Genomic DNA, 21,802 nt, shown 5'->3' on the forward strand with positions numbered 1-21,802 from the left:
GATGGCCCGTCTCGCCTCCGGCGTGATCTAACGCCATGGCGCGGCCCCGCGCCTATTCAGCGACCCAACCGGGAGATTTCCATGAAGCGATCCATCACGTCGGCCCTCTGCCTGCTGGCCGTGGCCGTGCCGTTCTCGGTTGCCAGCCAGGACCTGGCGATGACGGCGGGCAAGAATGCCAAGGTGTTGCTGGACAACGACAAGGTGAGGGTGATCGAGCTGGTGATTCCCCCGGGCGGCAAGACCGGCATGCATTCGCATGGCGACAACGTCGTCTACTACCTCGCCGACGGCGATTCATCGCAGACGATGGCGGACGGCACGACCAAGGCACGGCACACCAAAGCCGGCGACACCCTTTGGAGCGGGCCGGTCACGCACGACACCACCAACACCGGCAAAACCCCGGCGAAGGCGCTGGTCATCGAATTGAAGGCCAAGTAGCCGCGCAGCGCTCGCACGCGTATTCCGTCGTGCATCGGTGCGAACCGGTGCGCGACGCAGCGTCCTCGCGCGCCGTAGAACAGTGGGTTGCTGCGCCGTTGGTCGCAGCGCGTGGCATCGCCACCGCGGCGGCCTGACAATGGGTGCATGCACGCACTCACCTTCTCCCGCTTCGGCGGCCCCGAGGTCCTCGAGTGGACCACCCTTCCCGATCCGCAGCCGGCGCCGGGCGTCGCGGTAGTGCGTACGCGCGCGATCGGTCTGAATTTCGCCGACGTGTACCGGCGGCAGGGGCGTTACCACCTTGCCGGCACGCCGCCTTGGATCGCCGGCTACGAGGGCGCGGGCGAGATCGTCGCATTGGCCACGGACGATTCGGCCCAGCCGGCACCGCGCTTCCGCGTCGGCCAGCGCGTCGCCTTCGCCGACAGCGCGTTCGCCAATGCCGAACAGGTGGCGGTGCCGCTGGACAAACTGATCGCGCTGCCCGACGACATCGACTTCGACACCGCCGCGGCGCTGTTGCTGCAGGGCCTGACCGCGCAGTTCCTGCTCGAGGACAGCCATGCGGTGCAGGCGGGCGAAACCCTGCTGGTGCACGCCGCGGGTGGCGGCGTCGGCCAGCTGCTGGTGCAACTGGCACGCGGCAAGGGCGCCCGCGTGATCGCGCTGGCCTCCAGCGACGCCAAGCGCAGCGCCGCACTCGCCGCCGGTGCCACCGACGCGGTGGATGCGGGCACGGGCTGGCAGGAACGCGTGCGCGCGCTCGTCCCCGCCGGCGCGGACGTCGTCTACGACTCGGTGGGACGCACGCTCGCCGACAGCCTCGCGCTCGCACGCACGGGCGGCACGGTGGTCTTCTACGGCATGGCCGCCGGCGATCCCGATCCGGTCGATCCGCGCGTGTTGATGGACCGCTCGCTCACGCTGGTCGGCGGCGACCTGTGGAATGTGCTCACCAGCGCGGATGCCCGCCAGCAGCGCGCCGACCGCCTGTTCGCCGCGGTCCGCTCCGGCGGACTCGCGGTGGCGATCGCCGCGCGCGTGCCGCTGCGCGAAGGCGCGCGCGCCCATGCATTGCTGGAGGGACGCGGCAGCGCCGGCAAGGTGCTGCTGATTCCGTGAGGTGATGCGTGTGGGATCGCGGTGATCGCTTTCCGCAGCCTTACGAAGCGCGATCACCACGCAGTGCCGCGATTTCCTCGCGCAGCGCCGCCACTTCGCCTTCCAGTGCGGCCACGCGTGCTTCCAGCGCCGCCGTCTGCGGCGCTGCCGATTCGCCGGACTGCGCACCGATGCGCGCGGCGATCGCCGCCACGTCGACCGGGCCGCTGAGCAGGTGCGCGTAGCGGTCCTCGCGTTGGCCGGGACCGCGCGGCACGAGCACGACCAGGGCCGGCTCGCGCTGGATCAGGCGTTCCAGGTGATGGCGCACGTCGTCGGCGTCGTTGAACTTCGCCAGCCGCTCGCTGCGCGTGAGCAGTTCGTGCGCGGTCTGCGCGCCGCGCAACAGCAGCAATCCCAGCAGCGCCACTTGCGGCTGCGGCAGGCTGAAGAACTGCCCGGCGCAATGCTCGTAGCGTTCGGCGCGCGAAGAGAACACCTGCTTCGCCAACCGCAGCGCTTCCAGCGTGCGCAGGGCGTGCTGGACCTCGCCCGGCTCCAGCGCCAGTACCGGATCGCGTGCCGTCTTCTGGTTCGCGGCCACCTGCACGGCATTGATCGTCAGCGGATAGGCGTCGGGCGTGGTGGCTTCCTTTTCGATCAGGCAGCCCAGGGCGCGCGCCTGCGCCACGGTGAGTACGGGAATGGTGTTGGCCATGCGCATGCGCTCCCGTCAGGCGTTGGCGGCCGTGGGCATGGTGGCGCCGACATGCCGGCGCACCGCGTCCATGTCGCGGATGGGCCGGACCTCGATGCTGCCGGTGCGCGACCATGGAAACTCCGCCGCGATGCGCACGGCTTCCTCGAGGCTGTCCGCTTCGATCAGGTTGAAACCGGCCAGCATTTCCTTGGTCTCGGCGAACGGCCCGTCGACGATGCTGGTCTTGCCATCGCGCGTGCGGATGGTGCGCGCGGTCGGAGCGGGTTCGAGTTGCTGGGATCCCAATAGCGTGCCGTCTTCGCGCAGTTCGTCGGCGTGCGCGAAACAGCCGCGCATCATCGCGGCGTACTCGGCCTCGGGAATGGTGTCCATCAGGGTGTTGTCGGTGTAGACCAGCATCAGGAACTGCATGTGCGCGCCTTCCATGTGGGAGGGCGCCATGATGCCTGCTCGGCCCGCGGGCGTCGTGAGTGAATGCGCGGGGGTGCGGCCCCCGCGCAGTCAGGTGGTCCTGGGCGGGCGGTCGCCGTCCTTGCTGCCTGGAGCGCGGGTCCGGCCCACGCCCACGCCGTGTACATACACGAGCTTTCCACCCAGCCAGCCGGTCAGGCACAGGGCGATGAAACCGGCCGCACCCACTGCGATGCCGATCGCATCCGGTCGCGTGAATGTCATCCCTTCCAGGCGCAGGAACAGGCTGGCGCCGTAGCAGCTGAGGGCGGTCATCGCCAACAGCATGTGACAGTTGGCGTCGGCATTGGCGGGATGATCGTCTCCCAGCTTCAGCAGTTCCACGAAACCCGCGGCCATCGCCGCGAGGGCGGTGACGACGCCGGCCGCCATCAGGGGGCCGGCGTAGTGCCAGGCGGGTGCCCAGCGCAGGCTGGCCAGATCGGCCAGCGTCGCCAACGACCAGCACGCGACCGGGAAGTGGACCAGGGCCGGGTGCAGGGGATGCTTCATGCCGCGAGTACGGCGCTCAACAAGGTGAGGAAGCCGGCGACGGCGACACCGGCGTGGACGAACACCACTCCCTTGGGTGCGAGCTTGCCGCGCAGATGGATGGAGGCCAGGTAGAAGCCGCCGAGCGCGGCCACGACCAGCACGCCCAGTGCGGCGGTGACGCGTGCGGTACCCGCGCCCTGCAGGGTGATCATGATCAGCAGCACCAGTCCGGTTGCACCGAGCAGGGCGTGCGCGGCCGACAGGGCCCACGGTGCGAGTCGACCGCGCAGCACGCTGGTCGCGAGGATCATGCCGCCCAGGGCGGCGACGGCGAATATCAGAAGGGCAGTGGTCAACATGGCGAATTCCTCAGGATGAAGGGACGTGACGGAACGATGTCGCAGGGGATGGAGTTCGAAGGGTGTGACGTGGCGTGTGACGTGGCCAAGGCCTCAAGCGCCTTCGGCCGGGTTTGAGGGGTGCGCCTCGACGCGCGCCAGCACGGCCTGGGTCATGCGATCGCAGCGCGGCCCCAGGAACGGAAACGCGTCCGTCAGCGTGCCCGCCAGGGTGTCGTGCAGTGCGGTGCGCAGCAGCCGGCGCGCGCGGTGCAGCCGCGTCTTCACCGTTTCGCTGCGCAGTTCCAGGCTCGCTGCGGTTTCCTCCACCGTGCAGCCTTCGATTTCGCGCATGACGAAGACGATGCGGAACGGCTCGGGCAGCGCATCGATCGCGTGTTCGACCAGACGACGCACCTGCTCGCGCGCGGCGGCGGCGGCGGGATCCTCGTTGCCGAACTTCGATGGGAATGCGACCACGCGGCTGTCGTCGGCGTGCGTCGCGTCGATCTGCTCGATGCCGACGCTGGGGCGCTGCTGGCGCAGTCGGCCGTAGGCCTCGTTGAGCACGATGCGGGTCAGCCAGGTGAGCAGTGATGCATCGCCGCGGAATGTCGCGATCTTCTCGAATGCGTGCACGTAGGCCTCCTGGACCACGTCTTCGGCCTCGGCGTCGTCGTTGACCACGCCGCGCGCGACCCGGAACAGGCGCTGGTTGCAGCGCCGCATGACCTGGTGGAACGCCAGGCGATCGCCGCGCTGCACCAGGCCGACCAGCGTGGCTTCGGCGAGTGCGTCGTAGTCGAGGGCATGGCGGGCGTCTGGGAGAATCATGGCAACTGCCTCTCGTGGATCACGCGGACAACGCCGCGAGGATGTCACGCCGGTACGGCTCCTGCTCGAACTGGCCGAGCAGCCGCCGCGTCACCATCCCGACACCGGGCGTGCCCACGCCGCGCGAGGTCATGCATTCGTGCGAGGCCTGGATGACCACCGCCACGCCGCGTGGCTGCAACGCGTTGGCGAGGGTGTCGGCGATCTCCGCGGTCAGGCGCTCCTGGATCTGCAGGCGCCGGGCATAGGCATCCACCAGGCGCGCGAGTTTGGAGATGCCCACGACGCGCTCGCCCGGCAGGTAGGCGACATGGGCGACGCCGCGGATCGCGGCCATGTGGTGCTCGCACACCGAACGCACCGGGATGTCGCGCAGCAACACGATGTCGTCATAGCCGTCGCGCGAGAAGGTGCGGCCGAGCAGGTCCGCGGGATCGATCGTGTATCCGCCGAACCATTCCTCGTAGGCACGCACGACGCGCGCGGGGGTGTCGCGCAGGCCTTCGCGCGCGGGGGAGTCGCCGGCCCAGCGGATGAGGGTGCGGACCGCGGCTTCGGCCTCCTGTCGCGAGGGCCGCACATCCTCGGTAGTTGCGGGAGGCGAAGCGGGCGCTTCCACGACATGTAGGCGGGCATCGAGCATCGGGGCGGGTCTCAAATCGGCGAGGGTTATCCGAACAGATGCACGAGTGCGGAAGAGGTTCCCGGCCGGCAGGAGTACGCTCGACCCGCGCCCGGGCCGGGAACCTGCCGCCGGTCCAGGCATCCAATGCACAGGGCCGCATGCCGGCGGCCGCGCGGACGCGAGGAGTCATGCCATGGCGCAGCCCGACACCGTTCCGACCGGCCCCGACCTGGCACAGGGCGTGCCCCTGGCGAGCGTGCCCGCCACGGGCGTTCTCGCCGGTCATGTCGACGGCGCTCCCGTGCTGCTGGCGCGCCGCGGCGACGACCTCTTCGCCGTCAGCGGCAGTTGCACGCATTACGGTGGGCCATTGGCCGAAGGCCTGGTGGTCGGCGACGAGGTCCACTGTCCCTGGCATCACGCCTGTTTCAGCCTGCGCACCGGCATCGCGTTGAAGGCGCCCGCGTTCGCGGCGCTGGCGACCTGGCAAGTCGAAATCGTCGATGACCGCGCATTCGTGAGCGCACAGTCCGCGCCAAGCGACAGTGTTGCGGCGCCCGCGTCTGCGCGCGAACACCCCGGGCGCATCGTGATCGTCGGAGGTGGTGCGGCGGCCTTCGCGGCGGCGCAGCGGCTGCGCCAGCTGGGGTTTGCCGGGACCTTGACGATGCTCAGCGCCGACAGCGCGCCGCCCTGCGATCGCCCCAATCTGTCCAAGGACTATCTCGCCGGCACCGCGCCGGAAGAGTGGATTCCCCTGCAGGGTCCGGAGTTCTACAGCGAACAGCGGATCGACCTGCGCCTGGCGTGCGAGGTCACCGGCCTCGACACCGGCCTGCGCCAGGTCACCATCCGCTCCGGCGAACCCATCGACTACGACGCGCTGCTCCTGGCCACAGGCGCGGAACCGGTGCGGTTGCCGGTGCCTGGTTTCGACCTGCCGAACGTCCATCTGCTGCGCTCGCTGGCGGATGCGCGCGGGATCATTGCTGCCGTGGGTCACGCGACGTCGGTGGCACTGATCGGCGCCGGCTTCATCGGCCTGGAGGCCGCCGCCGCGCTGCGCGCGCGCGGCCTCGAGGTGCATGTCGTGGCGATGGAAGACGTGCCGATGGCGCGCGTGCTCGGTGACGAGCTGGGCCGCTTCCTCACCGGACTGCACGCCACGAACGGCGTGATGTTCCACTTGCAGACGACCGCGACGGGCTTCGATGGCAAGACGCTGTCGTTGTCCGACCGCTCCCGCATCCGCGCCGACGTGGTGATCGTGGGCGCAGGTGTCAAGCCCTGCACCGCGCTCGCCGCCGCCGCCGGACTCGCGGTCGAGGATGGAATCCTCGTCGACGCCCAGCTGCAGACCTCGCTGCCAGACATCTACGCGGCCGGGGATGTCGCGCGCTACCGGCACGGCGCCGACCTGGTGCGCGTCGAGCATTGGGTGCATGCACAGCGCCAGGGCCAGGCCGCGGCGGCGAACCTGCTCGGCGCCGCGCAAGCCTTCACCGACGTGCCGTTCTTCTGGACCCATCACTACGGCCTGGACCTGCGTTACGTCGGACACGGCAACGGCTGGGATGAAGTGAGCCTCGATGGCAGCCCGGCCGCGCACGATTGCACGGCGCGCTATTTCCGCGCGGGCCGACTGGTGGCGGCGGCGTCGCTCGGACGGGACCTGGAGAATCTGACGATCGAGGCGCAACTGCAGTCGTGACGTCCTCGCCCCAGCGGGACTACCGGCACACGCGCGTGCCCCGCACTCTGGGAATACTCGAGCGCTTGCGACGCCATCCCAGCGCCGCCGAGGGGGCCATCGATGCTGGACAGGATCTTTCCCGCGCGCGCCAACAACCGCTTTCGCGGGCATGCGCTGGCGTTGTGGCTGTTCGTCCCGCTGGCGCTGATGAAGGTGGCGCTCGGCCTGGTGCATGTGTTGCGCGCGGACGGCGGCGCGCAGTCGGTGTCGACCATGCCGCTCGACAGCTACCCCGCCGGTGCGGCGCAGAACATCATCGGACTGATGGCACGCATGGGGCTGGAGCAGGTACTGCTTGGCCTGGTCTTCCTTGTCGTCCTGTTGCGTTACCGCGCCCTGATTCCGCTGATGTATGCGCTGGCGGTGCTGCACTTCCTCATGCAGCGCGGTGTCAGCGCGATGAAGCCGCTGGCGCTGGCCGGAGTTTCGGGCGCCAACACCATGCACCTGGTCATCGGCCTTGTCAGCATCGCCGGATTACTGCTGTCGTTGTCGGGAAAGGGCTATCGCGACACGCGGGACGTGGCGTGATCGACGGCGCAGCCACCACATCCGGCAAAGCCATGCCGGCTCCACCGCACATTTCGCCGCCGATGCCCACGGTATAACCGCGCTTTCGGCCTGTCGTTTCCATCCAGGGGGATTTTTGATGCGTACCGTGATACTCGCCACCGCGCTGCTCGCCGGTTCCGCCGTTGCCGCACCCGCGGACAATCCATGGCATGCCAAGGCACGTGAATTGTTCAAGCAGGCCATCGAGACACCGACCGTAGCCGGGCGCGGCAAAGTGCCCGAACTCGCGCAGTACCTCGCCGGCCAGTACAAGGCCGCGGGCTGGGCCGACAGCGACATCCGTGTGATGCCCTACGACGCCACGCCGGAAAACCACACCGCGGCGCTGATCGTGCGCTGGCCGGCGGCCGGCAAGGCCACGGCCAAGCCCATCCTGCTCATGGCGCACATGGACGTGGTCGAGGCCAAGGCCGAGGACTGGTCGGTGGATCCGTTCACCCTGCTCGAGAAGGACGGCTACTTCTACGGTCGCGGCACCAGCGACGACAAGATGGGCGTGGTGTCGGTGACCACCGCACTGCTGGAGCTCAAGGCGAAGGGCTTCAAGCCCAAGCGCGACATCGTCGTGCTGTTCACCGGCGACGAGGAAACCACGGGCAAGGGCGCGCTGCTCGGTGCCACCGAATGGAAGTCGATGCTCGATGCCGAATACGGCCTCAACGCCGACGGCGGTGGCGGTGGCTTCGGTCCGGACAAGCGCCCGCTCGGCTTCACCTTCCAGACCGCGGAGAAGACCTACGCCGATTACGCCTTCACCACGCACAACGCCGGCGGCCACAGTTCCAAGCCGCGTCCGGACAACGCGATCTACCAGCTCTCCGATGCACTCAACCGGCTGGCCGGCTATCGCTTCGAACCCGCGCTCAACCCGACCACGCGCGCCTACTTCGGCGAGCGCCAGAAGAGCGAGCCCGGTGCGCTTGGCGATGCGATGCGCGCCTGGCTCAAGGACCCGGCCAACGGCGCCGCGGCCGACACGATCGAAGCCGACGTCGGCGAAGTGGGCCTGACCCGCACGCGTTGCGTGGCGACGATGCTCACCGGCGGCCACGCTCCCAACGCGTTGCCGCAGATGGCCAAGGCGACGGTGAACTGCCGCATCCTGCCCGGCGTGTCGCCCGACGCGATCCGCGACGAACTGCAGAAGATCGCCGGCGACAAGGTCGAAGTGACGCGTCTCGACGACGCCGTGGCGTCGCTGGATTCGCCGCTGCGTCCCGACGTCCTCAAGGCCTACACCGACAGCGTGCACGCGATGTTCCCGAAGGTGCCGGTGATCCCCGAAATGAGCACCGGCGCCAGCGACGCGCGTCCGTTCCGCGTGAACGGCATCCCGGTCTATGGCGTCGACGGTTCCTGGGGCATCGTGCCCGACGACATGCGTGCGCACGGCCGCGACGAGCGCCTGCCGGTGAAGGCCCTCGGCGACGACGTCGACCATTGGGTACGCATGCTGAGCAAACTGGCCGGCTAAGCCGGCCGCGATCCGCGGGACGGGTGCGCGCACCCGTCCTGCGCATGATGCGAGTTAACCCGGCGCGACTACCCGGCGCCGGGACGCACGTGGAAGCCGAGCGCGCCGGCCACCAGCGGCAGTGCCTCGTCATCCTGCTGCCGGGTGATCCAGCCGGCGTGGTCCTCGCCACCGGTTTCCCAGGTCCACAGCGTGTAGTGGTGCTCGCGCAGGCGATCGAAGGCGGTGCCGATCAGTGCCGGCACCTCGGCGTCGTCGAGGAAGTCCTCGTCGCTCGGATCCTCCACGCCCCAGTCGATGCGCAGGTCGTAGCGCGAGGCGAGTTCGTTGAGCACGTCGATCAGGCCGGCCGGATCGTCGCCGGCAATGAAGAAGCCGGACTTCCAGTCGATGGCGTCGCGCAACGCTTCCACCGGATCGGTGCCTTCGTCGAGCGCATCGCGGCAGGTCGCGAACTGCTGCATCGCCGCATCCTCGTCGCCGGGATTGATCAGCAGCAGCAACTGCCAGGCCACGGCCTCGAGCGCCGCGTCCTCGTCGAGCACGGATTCCGCACCGAAGGCGCGGGCGAAGTTGTCGTCGGGGTCGTATTCGGAGTGCGTATTCATCGCGTGTCCCTCGGTGGACGCGAGCAGCATAAACCCCGGTGCGCACGGCTGCCGTGTTCACGCCGTGCGCTGCGCCGGCAGGCCTGCGCAAGCGGCTATCCTGCGCCCCTGCACCTGTCGGGATACCCCCATGAACTGGATTGATCTGCGCAGCGATACCGTCACCCGGCCCACCGCGGCCATGCGCGAAGCGATGGCGCGCGCCGAGGTCGGCGATGACGTCTACGGCGAGGATCCGACGGTCAATGCGCTGCAGCAGCGGCTGGCGGACGAGTTCGGCTTCGAGGCGGGATTGTTCGCGCCCAGCGGCACGCAGGCGAACCTGCTGGCGCTGCTCGCGCATTGCCAGCGCGGTGACGAATACATCGTCGGCATGGACGCACACACCTACCGGTATGAAGGCGGTGGCGCCGCGGTATTCGGCTCGATCCAGCCGCAGCCGCTGGTGCAGGCGGGCGATGGCACGCTGCCACTCGACGTCGTGGCGCAGGCGATCAAGCCGGATGATCCGCACTTCGCCCGCACGCGCCTGCTGTGCCTGGAGAACACCTGGCATGGCCGGGCGTTGCCGCACGACTACCTGCGCGATGCGCGCGCGCTGTGCCAGCAACACGGCCTGGCGCTGCACCTGGATGGCGCGCGCCTGTACAACGCAGCGGTCGCCGACGGCGTGCCGGTGCGCGAGATCGCGCGCCATTTCGACAGCGTGTCGGTCTGTCTGTCGAAAGGACTGGGTGCGCCGGTCGGTTCGGTGCTGCTGGGCAGCGGCGCGTTGATCCGGGAAGCGCGGCGCTGGCGCAAGGTCGCCGGTGGCGGCATGCGCCAGGCCGGCCTGCTGGCCGCTGCCTGCCTGCATGCCCTGGACCACCATGTCGCGCGCCTCGCCGACGACCACCGGCGCGCGGCCACGCTGGCCGACGGCCTGCGCGGACTCAACGGCATCACGCTCGCAGGGCAGCACACCAACATGGTGTTCATCGATGTCGCGAGCGCGCGCATGGCGGAACTGAAGCAGCAGATGGACGCCGCCGCGATCCGGCTGTCGATCGGCTACACCCCGCGGGTGCGGCTGGTCACGCACCTGGATGTCGACGACGACGGCATCGCCCGCACCATCGAGGCGTTCCGGCGCTTCGCTGCGCGCTGACGGCGCCGCGCAGGGAACCGGTTGCCCTACGCCCTGCCAAGGCCACAAGTGCTTTACACATAACAAGGTTGTGGGTAGGGTCGGACGGTGTCCGAATGCGCCTGTCGCGGTGTGCGACCGAACAGGAGCAATGCCATGAAATACCTGACCTTTCTGCTGATGACCGGCCTGCTGGCGCCGGCGGCGCAGGCCCACGACGGCGCGCATGCCAGTGCGCCGGCCGCCGCAACCGCGGCGGTGCCCGCGCCGAAACTGCAGGCGACGTTGCGGACGCTGTGGCACGGCCACGTCGCCAACACGCGCGAGTACGCATTCGCGGTGAAGGCCGGCGATGCCAAGCGCAGCGAGGCGGCCGCGCAGGCCGTGGTCGCCAATGCGAAGCAGCTGGCCGGTGCCGTCGCCGGTTTCTACGGACCGCCTGCCGGTGAGCGCATGCTCGCCCTGCTGGCCGGACACTGGGGTGCGGTGAAGGCGATGACCGACGCCGAGCGCGCCGGCAACCGCGCCGCGGCGGATGCGGCCATGTCGACGCTCACGCAGAACGCCGGCGAGATCGCGGTCTTCCTCTCCGGCGCCAATCCCTACCTGCCGCAGGATGCGGTGCGCGGCCTGCTGCTCGCGCACGGCGCCCACCATGCCGCGCAGATCGGTGAAGTGATGCGCGGTGATGCCAAGGCCGAAGCGACGACCTGGGCGGCGATGCAGAAGCACATGGACACGATCGCCGACGCGATGGCCGGCGCGCTGGCGAAACAGTTCCCGGACAAGGCCAGCTGAGGCGCGCATGGCCGAACTGCGCCACCTCGGTCCGACCCAGCAGGCGCTGCTGCGGCACTTGCTGCAGCAGCCCGAAGGCACGGGCGTGGAGGCGTTGTGCGAGCGCCTGCGCATCAGCCACAACGCGGTGCGCCAGCACCTCAGCGCGTTGATCGCGCGCGGCTGGGTCGAGCGATGCGCGCCGCAACCCAGCGGCGGCCGGCCACAGGCGCGCTTCCGGCTCACGGCGGAAGCGCACGCGTTGTTCCCCCGCAATTACGGGCAGATTGCCGGCGCCCTGCTGGAGGGCGTGATCGCGCGGCTGGGTGACGCCGGCGCACGCGATCTGCTGGTGGAGCTGGGCCGGCAACTCGGCGCGGCCGAGCCCGCGGCCGAGGCGAACTCGCGCCAAGAGGTTGCCGAGGCGCTGGCCGCGCGCCTGGATCAGCTCGGCTACGAAGCGGTGCCGACGCAGCGTGGCGGCGAGGCACAGGTCGAGGCCTACAACTGCGTCTTCCATGCCCTCGCGCGCGAGCACCCGGACGTTTGCCGCTTCGATCTCGCCTTCATGGAAGCCGCCACCGCGCACCGCATCCATCACATGGAATGCATCATCCGCGGCGGGCACGTATGCCGGTTCCGGATCGGTGAAGCCAAGACTGCTGCCGACGCAGCCGGCCAGCCATCAGGTGGCAGCGCGGCTCGCGACTAGGGTTCGGACTGCACCGCGACCTGCTCGGCGACGGGCTTCGTCCGTGCCGCCGGATCCTTCCTGGCGTCGGCTGGTTTCGTCTTGCCGGGATCTTGCTTGGGGGAATCGCGCTGGCCGGCGGCCGGGTTGCTTTTGGACTGTTGCTCAGCGGACTGGATCATCGCGCCCATCACCATGCCCATCAGGCTTCGGGATGATGCGTGGTTGCCTGGTGTCGCGGCCGGGGTGGCCTGCGCGTCGGCAACGTGCGCAGCCTCCTTGCTGTCGGCGTCCTGCGGCTGTGCGGCCAATACGGAGGGCAGCAGGAGCGTGGCGATGACGGCAACGAACAATGGCCTGCGCATCGTCCTTCTCCATCGCTCCCGGCGGGCGATGCACTCAGCCTAGGCGCGCGAGTACTAATGCGCCGTGAAAACCATTCAGCCTTCGCAGTGCATTGGGCAACGGCTCAACCAGGTGGTGACGGCGTGCGCGGCGTGCGACGGCTCCGTGACGACGGGCACGAAAAACCATGCCGCATCAGGCGGCACGGGTATGCCTTCAGTCATCGCTTCGCCGGCGGAGTCCCGCTGCTACCATCGCCTGCTACCGCTCGCCCGCTGCCAGCCAGCGTTCCTTCCAGGTGCCGAATGAACAAATCGCTCGCCGTTTCCCTGCTGTCCGTTTCCATTGCCCTCGCCCTGCAGCCGGCGCTGGCCGCCAACCCGAAGGCGCCGACGTTCGATCCCAAGCGCCTGTCGGACGAGGTGAAGGTGCTGTCCTCGGACGAGTTCGAAGGCCGCGGTCCGGCCACCGCGGGTGAAGCCAAGACCGTCGCCTACGTCTCCGCGCAGATGCAGGCCGCGGGCCTGCAGCCCGGCGGCGACATCAAGGACGGCAAGCGCACCTGGACCCAGGCCGTGCCGCTGCTGCGCTCGGAGATCACCGGTACGCCGATGCTGTCGATGAGCGAGGGCGGCAAGGCCCAGGCGCTGACGCAGGGCGAGCAGATCGCCGTGCGCGCGGCGCTCAACGGCGACAAGCACGTCACCATCAAGGACGCGCCACTGGTGTTCGTCGGCTACGGCGTCAAGGCGCCGGAACGCAACTGGGACGATTTCAAGGGCATGGACGTCAAGGGCAAGATCATCGTCGCCCTGATCAACGATCCCGACTTCGAAACCGGGCAGGGCGACTTCGGCGGCAAGGCGATGACCTATTACGGCCGCTGGACCTACAAGTACGAGGAAGCCGCGCGCCAGGGCGCCGCGGGCCTGCTGATCGTGCACGAAACCGATCCGGCGTCGTACGGCTGGGCCACGGTCAAGAACTCCAACACCAACACCATGTTCGACGTGGTGCGCGATGATCCGCGCGCGGCGCACACGCCGCTGGAAGGCTGGATCCAGCGCGACTTCGCCGTGGCCTTGTTCAAGCAGGCGGGCCTGGACTTCGACGCGCTGAAGAAGCAGGCGCAGACGCGCGACTTCAAGCCGGTCGAAATCAAGGGCGCGAACTTCAGCGCGGACTACGACGTCGATTCGAAGGTGATCACGTCGCAGAACGTGGTCGGCCGCCTCGACGGCAGCAAGCGTCCCGACGAGACCGTGATCTACAGCGCGCACTGGGACCACCTCGGCGTCGGCCAGCCCGATGCCAAGGGCGACCGCATCTACAACGGCGCGGTCGACAACGCCACCGGTACCGCCGCGCTGATCGAGCTGGGCCGCGCCTTCGCGCATGCGAAGAAGAAGCCCGAGCGCTCGCTGGTCTTCCTCAACGTCACCGCGGAAGAGAAGGGCCTGCTCGGTTCGGAGTACTACTCGTCCAAGCCGCTGTATCCGCTCGGCAAGACCGTGGGCGTGATCAACATGGACGCGCTCGATCCGCACGGACCGGCGCGCGACTTCAACATCTCCGGCAGCGCCAAGCTCGATCTGATCGACCAGCTGGTCGCCACGGCGGCGAAGTGGAACATGACGTATTCGCCGGATCCGAAGCCGGAAGCCGGCCACTTCTTCCGCTCCGACCATTTCCCGTTCGCCAAGCGCGGCGTGCCGGCGATCTCGTACGGTTCGGGCGACGACCGCATCGAGGGTGGCGTTGCCGCCAGCAAGGCGTGGAGCGAGAGCTACACCCGCGACCGCTACCACCAGCCGGCCGACGAATGGGAAGCGAGCTGGCCGTTCACCGGCATGGCGCGCGACCTGCAGGTCCTCTACACGCTGGGCAGCGACCTCGCCAATTCGACGCAGTGGCCGAACTGGGCGCAGGACTCGGAGTTCCGCGCGGCGCGCGATGCGAGTGCGGCGGATCGCAAGTAATCCCGCGTACGGCCAACGCCAAGACCACGAAGCCCCGCGCAATGCGGGGCTTCGTGTTTCAGGGCCTCATGATCCGGCGCGGACGGGTGCCGGCAGTTCGCGCTTCACCCAGGTGTCGATCAGGTCTTCCTCGTAGCGCAGCGGATCGCTGTCGGTCCGGCCTGTATGCAGGAAGGCGCTGTTGGTGAGCTTGCGTTCGCCTTCGGCAATCACGCCGCCGCCGGCATCGAGGCGGCGGAAGCGCAGTTCGATTCGCGGCGGATAGAGCTCGCGGATGACCCGCGTGTCCTGGAGGTTGATGCTGCGTTGCGGCTCGAAATCGCCGGCGCGATCGATGTCGGTGATGACGACCTCGAGGCGTTCGCCCGCCGGCAGGCGCGCCTGCGCCTGTTCGCGCAGGTAGCGGGCCAGCTGCTCCACCCAGTGGCCGCGGCGTGACTCGCTGGGGTTGTGGCTGTAGCGGATCTCGGAGAACTGGGCGGGATCTTCCCATTGCACGCTGACCGGGCCCTGCGCCGGCAGGCTGCGGGGGGCATCGGGATCCGTGACGTTGCTGATCCGCGCCGAGGCGCCGGCCGCGGCCAGCAGGCACGCCAGGGTGAGGATGATTCGACCTTGCACGATGCACCTCGTTGCGCCGGGACCGGATTCATTGTCCACCCGACCGGCACAACCGTGCCGCAACGTGCACGCCTAACCATCCCCCGATCGGGTGGGGACATCGCCGGAACCCGTGCGCGGGCCTCGCGCGGCGCTCTCCCGACTGGCGGTGGCCGTTACCGCAGCAGCGACGCGTTCCCCCGATTGCTCCGCCCCGTCCGGGCTTATGGAACCCGTGCCATGAAACCTCCATTCCTCGCGACCGCGCTCGCGCTGGCCGTCGTTGCCGCACTCGCTTCCTGCCAACGTTCGCCATCGCCCGAAGCCAATGCGCCTGCCGCCACCGCCACGCCGGCCACTGCGCCAGACGCTGCGTCGGCCACGCCCGTCGCCGAACCGGCGAAGACGGCCTACACCGATCTCGAGCAGCTCGCCCAGCGCGTGGTCACCCAGAGCGCCGCAGTGAAGGAAGGCGAGATCGTGCTCATCTCCGGCCGCCCAAGCGACGCGGAGCTGCTGGAGGACCTGGCGGTCAACGTGCGCAAGGTGGGCGCCTTCCCGCTGGTGACCTACAGCAGCGACCGCCTCGCCAAGCGCATGTTCTTCGACGTGCCGGAGAAGTACGACACGCAGATGGATGCGGTGGGCAACAAGCTGGCCGACATGGTCAACGTGAACATCTCCCTGGGCAACAACGCGACCGAAAACCTGTTCGAAGGGGCCGATCCCAAGCGCAGCGCCGCGCGTGGCAAGGCCGACGAGCCGGTGATGCAGAAGTTCCTCCGCAACGTGCGCACGGTCGAACTCGGCAACAACCTGTATCCCACCGCGTGGCGCGCCGAACGCTACGGCATGAGCGAGGACGAACTGGCGAAGACGTTCTGGAACGGCGTCAACCTCGACTACAGCGAACTGCAGACGCGCGGGGCCCAGGTCAAGACGGCGCTTGCGGCGGGCAACGAAGTCCACATCACCAATCCGAACGGCACCGACCTGAAGTTGAGCCTGAAGGGCCGGCCGGTCCTGGTGAGCGATGGCGTGGTTTCCGCCGAGGACATGAAGGCCGGCGCCGCCGCGGCATCCACCTATTTGCCCGCCGGCGAGGTCTATTCCACTCCCGTTGCCGGCAGCGCCGAAGGCAAGGTCGTGCAATCGCGCACCTACTTCCGCGGCAAGGAAGTCAACAACCTCACGCTGACGGTCAGCGGCGGCAAGGTGACGGCGATGACCGGTGAGGGCCCGGGCTATGCCGACCTCAAGGCGGAATACGACGCGGTCGACGACGCGCGCAAGAACGATCTTGGCTTCGTCGACTTCGGCATCAATCCGAACGTGAAGCTGGCCGCCACCAGTGCGATGGGCACCTGGGTTCCAGCGGGCTCGGTAACCGTCGGCACCGGTGTCAACGTCTGGGCCGGCGGTAACAACTCGGTGCCCTATGGCTTGGTGTTGTTCCTGCCCGGCAGCACGGTGACGCTTGATGGCAAGGCGATCGTCGAGAGCGGCACGCTGAAGCTTTGATCCGTCATTGCGCCGGAATTCCGGAGCCCCGCGTCGCGGGGCTCTTTTTTTGCGAAGCCATTGCGGCAGCTCGCATGGCGCATTCAGTTTGCCGGTGCGGCAACGATGCACGCGATGACAGGGCGCTCACTCCGCCGCGAGCATGCTCCGCGCGGGGATTTCCTCGCGCCTGGTGCGCGACCACGGAGAATGCGCATGAACGATACGAAACAACGCCGGTCGATGACGATCCGCACCGCCGCCAGCGTGCTGTTGTGCGGTGTCGCCACGACGGCCATCGCCCATCACGAGGGCGGCGACATGTTCAAGATGATGGACAGCAACAACGACGGCAAGATATCGGCACAGGAACACGCCGCGGCCGTGACGAAGATGTTTGGCGAAATGGACGCCAATGGCGACGGCAACGTCACCGCCCAGGAAATGGATGCGCGCCATATGAAGGCAACCGCCAAGACCAAGGAGGTCAAGACCATGAACGACGCCGCGATGGACGCGCCCAGTCATGGCGAGATGTCGTCGGCGGAGAAGATCGCGAAGATGGACACCAATGGCGACGGCATGCTGTCCGCGGCCGAGCACGACGCCGGCGCGAAGAAGATGTTCTCGGAAATGGATACCGACGGGAATGGCAGTCTTTCGCGTGAGGAAATGGCAGCGGGCCATGCCGCCAGGATGAAGTCGGACAAGGCGCCGTAAGCGCGCGGCTGCAGGATGCGGAGCACCCCTCATACGGGCCACGCCACCGGACCAGGGTTGCCTGCACCGGAGCCACTGCACCGGATCCACCCACGCGTGGGATCCGGTGCAGTCGGTGACGCCACGGCCCGCCCATGGGATCGGGCGTCCCGGATTTACCGCCTAATCGAAACCGGGGAGTAGCGGTAACCTTCGCTCTTTCCTCCATCCGGTGACCTCCATGTCCGTGTCCATGTACGACGCTTCCGTTCCCGTGTTCGTGCGCGCCCTGCGCAACCTCGACCACGTCCTCGCAAAAGGCGAGGCGCACGCGCGCGACAAGGGCGCGGATCCGGACACGCTGCTGCAGTCGCGCCTGATCTTCGACATGCTGCCGCTGGTGCGGCAGGTGCAGATCGCCACTGACATGGCCACGCGCGGCGCCTCGCGCCTAGCGGGGGTGGAGCCGCGCAGCGTCGAGGACAACGAAACCACCTTCGAACAACTGCATGCACGCATCGCCGCCGCGATCGCGCACCTCGAGGGCTTCACCCCGGCACAGTTCGAAGGCAGCGAGACCCGTGCGGTGTCGTTCAAGACCCGTGCCGGCGAACTCAAGTTTGATGGGCAGACCTACCTGCTCACCTATGTGTTGCCCAACCTCTACTTCCACGCCACCACCGCCTACAACCTGCTGCGCCGGAACGGCGTGGGCATCGGCAAGACGGATTTCCTCGGCGGTTGAAGCCATACGCGCCGTCGCCGGCCACGGTCGGCGACGGGGCGGACAAGCTACTAAACGTCCGTCACGGCAGACGTCACTTCACCGGGATCATCAGGTGCTGGTACGGCGTGCCGGGCCACATCACGTAGGGCACCGACGTGTCCGGATCGGCAGCTTTCGGATACATGTCGTAGAACGCCGGATCGGCGCCCACGATCATCACGTGCGAGCCGGTCTTGACCCAATGGTTGCTCGCGGTGGGCTTGTCGGCATACGGATCGGTGTTGCTGGCATCGGTACCGCCCGCCAGCATGTAGATGAAACCGATCTTGCCGGCGGCCGGGTCCTTGTGTCCCTGCCACGCGTTTGCCCATTCCATGGCGGACGCGTCCAGGCACATCGGATCGGGGCCCGGGGTGACGGGGTTGTCGGCCATGCAGGTGAAACCGTTGCTGCCGGCGCGCACGGTGCGCATGCCGTCTTTCCCCATCTCGACGATGCTGGCATTGGCCGACACCTTGGCGGGCGCGGCCTGCATCGCGCTCTTGATCAGCTTCTGGTCGGCGGCGGTGGACTTGTCGGCCGTCGCGGCCGCGGCCGCGTACGCGCTGATCGCGGCGGCGAGCGCGGCGAGCGCCACTATCGATCTGGACATGGTGGGACTCCTGGTGGGTGGAGGCTCCCTCGACGCGCATTGTCGTGCGAAACCCGCCGGGCGACGCCGCGTTCCCCCAACCGGGGGATATGCGCGCCCGCGGCAACGTGTCTCAGGTCGGACGCGCGCAGCGTCAATGCATGCCGGTGAAAAGCAGAAGCCCCGCAATCGCGGGGCTTCTGTTCTTTGCGTTGTGCCCGCTCAGTGGTGCAGCAGGATGTCCGCGATGATGCCGGTGGCCACGGCCACGAGGATGAAGCGGCCGTCCTCGGTGCGCACCCAGCGATGGCCGCGCGGCGGCTCGCGCAGCTCGTAGTCGCGGTAGTCCTCGACGTAGTAGCGCGGTTCCATGTACACGACTTCGATGCGCTCGCCGCGGTGGTAGTCGCGGTGCCGGTGCTTGTACCGGTAGCCATCGTCGTCGTCATCATCGTCATCGTGGTCGTGATGATGGCGGTCGCCGCCACGATGATGGTGCCCGTCGGCCAGTGCCACCGAGGTGGTGAGCAGCAGCGATGCGAGCGAGGCGGCCAGGAGCAGGCGTCTCATTGGAGTCCTTCCTTTTGCGGAACGTGCGATGCCGGTCGGCATCGCACGGAGGGTCGGGGATCAGTGGTTCAGCAGGATGTCGGCGATGATGCCGGTCGCCACGGCGACCAGGATGTAGCGCCCGTCGGGATGACGGATCCAGCGATGGCCCGGCGGCGGCGGTGCGAGGTGGACCACGCGGTAGTCCTCCACGTAGTAGCGCGGCTGCAGGTAGACCACGTCGATGTGCTCACCCTTGTGCCAGCCGTAATGGTTGCCCGGCGGATGATCGCCGTGATCACCACCGTGGCCCTTGCCGTGGCCCTTGGCGAAGGCCACCGAAGACAGCGACAACAGCGCGAGCGAAGCAACCAGTAGCAGTCGTTTCATGTTTTCCCCCGAGTGATGGTTTCCGTGGCGTGATGTTAGGTGGCCGTTATGGCGAGGTGGGGTGGGTCGCCGCCCGAAGTTCGGGAAACTTGACCGCCATCGCCGTTTTGCGCCCCATGGGGTTGGCCCGCATTCATGCAGGCATGCGCGCGGGCGTACCCCGCGAGCCCGGCCCGATTGCCCCGTGACCGGGATGATGCCTCCCTCGCACGACGGCTTATCAGCGTCCGCCGCAGCCACTAGCCTTGCTGCATCCCCCGCCGAGACGCCCGCCATGCTCCTCACGCCGCGCCAGGCCCAGTTCGCTTTCGTCCCCTCCATGGTCACGGTGATGTCCGCCACGATCAGCTTCGCCATGTCCGCCTTCCACCACGGTTTCGAGCCCGGCCTGCTGCAGGTGTGGTTGAACAACTGGGGCCTCGCCTTCGCCGTTGCCTTGCCGGTGGCGTGGATCACCGTGCCGCTGGTGCGCGGGGGGCTGGCGCGGCTCACGAGCGACGCGCCGGCGGCGTCCGCCCGCAGCCTTGGCGAGCTCGGCTGAGCCCATGGCCCACGGCCCCGCACCGCACGTCGATTACGATCAGCCGGTTGCCCCGGTGGAAGTACCTCGCGTGGATGCCGTCATCTCCATCCGCGACGTGAGCAAGACCTATGCGTCCGGCCACGTCGCGCTCAAGCACGTCGACCTCGACATCCGTCGCGGCGAGATCTTCGCCCTGCTCGGGCCCAATGGCGCGGGCAAGACCACCCTGATCAGCATCGTCTGCGGCATCGTCAATGCGAGCACGGGTACCGTCCTCGCCGACGGCCACGACATCGTGCGCGATTACCGCGCCGCGCGGGCAAAGATCGGACTGGTGCCGCAGGAACTGTCCACCGACGCTTTCGAGACGGTGTGGGCGACAGTGAGCTTCAGCCGCGGCCTGTTCGGCAAGGCGCCGGATCCGGCCCATCTCGAGAAAGTCCTGCGCGACCTGTCGCTGTGGGAAAAGAAGGACAGCAAGATCATGGCGCTGTCCGGCGGCATGAAGCGGCGCGTGCTGATCGCCAAGGCCCTGGCGCACGAGCCGCAGATCCTGTTCCTCGACGAACCCACCGCCGGTGTCGATGTCGAGCTGCGCCGCGACATGTGGCAGATGGTGCGCAACCTCCGCGAAGCCGGCGTCACCATCATCCTCACCACGCACTACATCGAGGAGGCCGAGGAGATGGCCGACCGCATCGGCGTCATCAGCAACGGTGAGCTGATCGTGGTCGAGGACAAGCATGTGCTGATGCGCAAACTCGGCAAGAAACAGCTGACCCTGCAGCTGCAGGAACCGCTGGCCGTACTGCCCGACGGGCTGGCCGGCTTCAACCTGGAAATCGCCGGCGAAGGCCATGCGCTCGTGTACACCTTCGACACCCAGCAGGAACAGACCGGCATCGCCACGCTGTTGCGGCGCCTGAACGAGCACGGCATCGACTTCAAGGACCTGCATTCCAGCGAGAGTTCGCTGGAGGAGATCTTCGTCAGCCTGGTGCACCGCAAAGGAGGGCGCGCATGAACGTGCATGCGATCCGTGCGATCTACCGCTTCGAGATGGCGCGCACCTTCCGCACGCTGATGGAGTCGATCCTGTCGCCGGTGTTGTCGACGTCGCTGTACTTCATCGTGTTCGGTGCGGCGATCGGTTCGCGCATGGGCCACGTCGACGGCGTCGGCTATGGCGCCTTCATCATCCCGGGCCTGGTGATGCTCTCCCTGCTCAACGAGAGCGTGTCCAATGCCTCGTTCGGCATCTACCTGCCCAAGTGGTCGGGCACGATCTACGAGCTGCTGTCGGCGCCGGTGTCCACCAGCGAGATCCTGCTGGGCTACGTCGGCGCGGCGGCGACCAAGTCGCTGATGCTGGGCACGCTGATCCTGGTCACCGCGCGTTTCTTCGTGCCTTACGCAATCGTGCATCCGTTCTGGATGGGCTGTTTCCTGGTGCTGACGGCGCTGAGTTTCAGCCTGTTCGGCTTCATCGTCGGCGTGTGGGCGGACAGCTTCCAGAAGCTGCAGGTGATTCCGTTGCTCATCCTGACCCCGCTGACCTTCCTCGGCGGCGCGTTCTACTCGATCAGCATGCTGCCGCCGTTGTGGCAGAAGGTCGCGCTGTTCAACCCGGTGGTGTACCTGATCAGCGGCATGCGCTGGAGCTTCTACGGCGTCAGCGACGTCAACGTCGTGGTGAGCACGGCGGCGATCCTGGGCTTCCTGGCGCTGTGCATGACCCTGATCGCCTGGATCTTCCGCACCGGGTACAAGCTCAAGGCGTGAATCCGCCTCCCGTATCAGCGAGCGCCCGGCTGACGAATGCCGCGCGCGCGGCTGATAACGGTGA

At 68.0% G+C, this 21,802-nt stretch carries 27 protein-coding genes; 15 read left to right on the top strand and 12 right to left on the bottom strand.

All coding sequences use genetic code 11. The features are described from left to right. Positions 1-81 precede the first annotated feature (81 nt). Positions 82-444, top strand: coding sequence for a cupin domain-containing protein (locus ACYVGE_RS07870; protein ID WP_460728725.1), 363 nt, complete (start codon positions 82-84; stop codon positions 442-444). Between the two features lie 147 nt (positions 445-591). Next, on the top strand, positions 592-1,569 hold the full coding sequence (locus ACYVGE_RS07875) for a quinone oxidoreductase family protein (RefSeq protein ID WP_460728726.1): 978 nt from the start codon (positions 592-594) through the stop codon (positions 1,567-1,569). A 40-nt stretch (positions 1,570-1,609) separates the two neighbouring features. Here the strand turns inward: ACYVGE_RS07875 and ACYVGE_RS07880 are convergent, their stop codons facing one another. The 6 genes from ACYVGE_RS07880 to folE form a co-directional block, all read right to left on the bottom strand. Next, positions 1,610-2,272: a YceH family protein gene (locus ACYVGE_RS07880; RefSeq protein ID WP_460728727.1), complete on the bottom strand. Its 663-nt coding sequence runs from the start codon at positions 2,270-2,272 to the stop codon at positions 1,610-1,612. A gap of 9 nt (positions 2,273-2,281) precedes the next feature. Further along, positions 2,282-2,680, bottom strand: a complete 399-nt coding sequence (locus tag ACYVGE_RS07885; RefSeq protein ID WP_460729115.1) for a YciI family protein — start codon at positions 2,678-2,680, stop codon at positions 2,282-2,284. Between the two features lie 90 nt (positions 2,681-2,770). Further along, positions 2,771-3,232 carry a DUF2231 domain-containing protein gene (locus ACYVGE_RS07890; protein ID WP_460728729.1) on the bottom strand — a complete coding sequence of 154 codons (462 nt, stop codon included), beginning with the start codon at positions 3,230-3,232 and terminating at the stop codon, positions 2,771-2,773. After that, on the bottom strand, positions 3,229-3,573 hold the full coding sequence (locus ACYVGE_RS07895; protein WP_460728731.1) for a hypothetical protein: 345 nt from the start codon (positions 3,571-3,573) through the stop codon (positions 3,229-3,231). The genes ACYVGE_RS07890 and ACYVGE_RS07895 overlap by 4 nt, the downstream gene beginning before the upstream one ends. Positions 3,574-3,666: 93 nt before the next feature. Beyond that, on the bottom strand, positions 3,667-4,386 hold the full coding sequence (locus tag ACYVGE_RS07900; RefSeq protein ID WP_460728734.1) for an RNA polymerase sigma factor: 720 nt from the start codon (positions 4,384-4,386) through the stop codon (positions 3,667-3,669). A gap of 19 nt (positions 4,387-4,405) precedes the next feature. Then, positions 4,406-5,029 (bottom strand): GTP cyclohydrolase I, encoded by a 624-nt coding sequence (gene folE / locus ACYVGE_RS07905; protein WP_460728736.1) that lies wholly within the window; start codon positions 5,027-5,029, stop codon positions 4,406-4,408. Between the two features lie 175 nt (positions 5,030-5,204). Between folE and ACYVGE_RS07910 the strand changes: the two genes are divergently transcribed. From ACYVGE_RS07910 to ACYVGE_RS07920, 3 genes are all read left to right on the top strand, one after another. Beyond that, positions 5,205-6,722, top strand: a complete 1,518-nt coding sequence (locus ACYVGE_RS07910) for an FAD-dependent oxidoreductase (protein WP_460728738.1) — start codon at positions 5,205-5,207, stop codon at positions 6,720-6,722. A 102-nt stretch (positions 6,723-6,824) separates the two neighbouring features. Continuing rightward, positions 6,825-7,295: a hypothetical protein gene (locus tag ACYVGE_RS07915; RefSeq protein WP_460728740.1), complete on the top strand. Its 471-nt coding sequence runs from the start codon at positions 6,825-6,827 to the stop codon at positions 7,293-7,295. A gap of 118 nt (positions 7,296-7,413) precedes the next feature. Continuing rightward, positions 7,414-8,811 (top strand): M20/M25/M40 family metallo-hydrolase, encoded by a 1,398-nt coding sequence (locus ACYVGE_RS07920; RefSeq protein WP_460728742.1) that lies wholly within the window; start codon positions 7,414-7,416, stop codon positions 8,809-8,811. 68 nt (positions 8,812-8,879) lie between these two features. Here ACYVGE_RS07920 and ACYVGE_RS07925 read toward each other — a convergent pair whose 3' ends face one another. Then, positions 8,880-9,419 carry a DUF6630 family protein gene (locus ACYVGE_RS07925; protein WP_460728743.1) on the bottom strand — a complete coding sequence of 180 codons (540 nt, stop codon included), beginning with the start codon at positions 9,417-9,419 and terminating at the stop codon, positions 8,880-8,882. 130 nt (positions 9,420-9,549) lie between these two features. Between ACYVGE_RS07925 and ltaE the strand changes: the two genes are divergently transcribed. The 3 genes from ltaE (at position 9,550) to ACYVGE_RS07940 (ending at position 12,034) form a co-directional block, all read left to right on the top strand. Further along, positions 9,550-10,566: a low-specificity L-threonine aldolase gene (gene ltaE, locus ACYVGE_RS07930; protein ID WP_460728745.1), complete on the top strand. Its 1,017-nt coding sequence runs from the start codon at positions 9,550-9,552 to the stop codon at positions 10,564-10,566. 135 nt (positions 10,567-10,701) lie between these two features. Then, the gene (locus ACYVGE_RS07935) at positions 10,702-11,343 is read left to right on the top strand and encodes a hypothetical protein (RefSeq protein ID WP_460728747.1); all 642 of its coding nucleotides are present in this window, start codon (positions 10,702-10,704) and stop codon (positions 11,341-11,343) included. A 7-nt stretch (positions 11,344-11,350) separates the two neighbouring features. Further along, positions 11,351-12,034, top strand: a complete 684-nt coding sequence (locus tag ACYVGE_RS07940) for a helix-turn-helix transcriptional regulator (protein WP_460728749.1) — start codon at positions 11,351-11,353, stop codon at positions 12,032-12,034. Here the strand turns inward: ACYVGE_RS07940 and ACYVGE_RS07945 are convergent. After that, on the bottom strand, positions 12,031-12,378 hold the full coding sequence (locus tag ACYVGE_RS07945) for a hypothetical protein (protein ID WP_460728751.1): 348 nt from the start codon (positions 12,376-12,378) through the stop codon (positions 12,031-12,033). The two genes, ACYVGE_RS07940 and ACYVGE_RS07945, sit on opposite strands and share 4 nt — an antisense overlap. Positions 12,379-12,663: 285 nt before the next feature. Between ACYVGE_RS07945 and ACYVGE_RS07950 the strand changes: the two genes are divergently transcribed. Then, complete coding sequence (locus tag ACYVGE_RS07950) at positions 12,664-14,337, top strand: M28 family metallopeptidase (RefSeq protein WP_460728753.1); 1,674 nt, start codon at positions 12,664-12,666, stop codon at positions 14,335-14,337. 66 nt (positions 14,338-14,403) lie between these two features. On the opposite strand, the gene ACYVGE_RS07955 is transcribed toward ACYVGE_RS07950, so the two are convergent. Beyond that, positions 14,404-14,958, bottom strand: a complete 555-nt coding sequence (locus ACYVGE_RS07955; RefSeq protein ID WP_460728755.1) for a DUF3016 domain-containing protein — start codon at positions 14,956-14,958, stop codon at positions 14,404-14,406. 219 nt (positions 14,959-15,177) lie between these two features. On the opposite strand from ACYVGE_RS07955, the gene ACYVGE_RS07960 reads away from it, so the two are divergent. The 3 genes from ACYVGE_RS07960 (at position 15,178) to ACYVGE_RS07970 (ending at position 17,881) form a co-directional block, all read left to right on the top strand. Then, positions 15,178-16,458, top strand: coding sequence for an aminopeptidase (locus ACYVGE_RS07960; protein ID WP_460728757.1), 1,281 nt, complete (start codon positions 15,178-15,180; stop codon positions 16,456-16,458). 195 nt (positions 16,459-16,653) lie between these two features. After that, on the top strand, positions 16,654-17,157 hold the full coding sequence (locus tag ACYVGE_RS07965; protein ID WP_460728759.1) for an EF-hand domain-containing protein: 504 nt from the start codon (positions 16,654-16,656) through the stop codon (positions 17,155-17,157). 220 nt (positions 17,158-17,377) lie between these two features. Beyond that, positions 17,378-17,881 (top strand): DUF1993 domain-containing protein, encoded by a 504-nt coding sequence (locus ACYVGE_RS07970; RefSeq protein ID WP_460728761.1) that lies wholly within the window; start codon positions 17,378-17,380, stop codon positions 17,879-17,881. A gap of 73 nt (positions 17,882-17,954) precedes the next feature. On the opposite strand, the gene ACYVGE_RS07975 is transcribed toward ACYVGE_RS07970, so the two are convergent. The 3 genes from ACYVGE_RS07975 to ACYVGE_RS07985 form a co-directional block, all read right to left on the bottom strand. After that, entirely contained in the window at positions 17,955-18,515 is a 561-nt protein-coding gene (locus ACYVGE_RS07975; protein WP_460728763.1) for a hypothetical protein, read from the bottom strand. Between the two features lie 201 nt (positions 18,516-18,716). Beyond that, on the bottom strand, positions 18,717-19,064 hold the full coding sequence (locus tag ACYVGE_RS07980) for an RcnB family protein (RefSeq protein ID WP_457096765.1): 348 nt from the start codon (positions 19,062-19,064) through the stop codon (positions 18,717-18,719). A gap of 60 nt (positions 19,065-19,124) precedes the next feature. Beyond that, positions 19,125-19,433 carry an RcnB family protein gene (locus ACYVGE_RS07985; protein ID WP_457096766.1) on the bottom strand — a complete coding sequence of 103 codons (309 nt, stop codon included), beginning with the start codon at positions 19,431-19,433 and terminating at the stop codon, positions 19,125-19,127. 274 nt (positions 19,434-19,707) lie between these two features. Between ACYVGE_RS07985 and ACYVGE_RS07990 the strand changes: the two genes are divergently transcribed. From ACYVGE_RS07990 to ACYVGE_RS08000, 3 genes are read left to right on the top strand one after another with little or no spacing between them, the layout of a single operon-like run. Next, the gene (locus ACYVGE_RS07990) at positions 19,708-19,974 is read left to right on the top strand and encodes a DUF2798 domain-containing protein (protein WP_460728766.1); all 267 of its coding nucleotides are present in this window, start codon (positions 19,708-19,710) and stop codon (positions 19,972-19,974) included. A gap of 4 nt (positions 19,975-19,978) precedes the next feature. Next, positions 19,979-20,980, top strand: coding sequence for an ABC transporter ATP-binding protein (locus ACYVGE_RS07995; protein ID WP_460728768.1), 1,002 nt, complete (start codon positions 19,979-19,981; stop codon positions 20,978-20,980). Next, entirely contained in the window at positions 20,977-21,738 is a 762-nt protein-coding gene (locus ACYVGE_RS08000) for an ABC transporter permease (protein ID WP_457096767.1), read from the top strand. The genes ACYVGE_RS07995 and ACYVGE_RS08000 overlap by 4 nt, the downstream gene beginning before the upstream one ends. The last annotated feature ends 64 nt before the right edge of the window (positions 21,739-21,802 follow it).

The organism is Lysobacter rhizosphaerae (genome assembly GCF_054779795.1).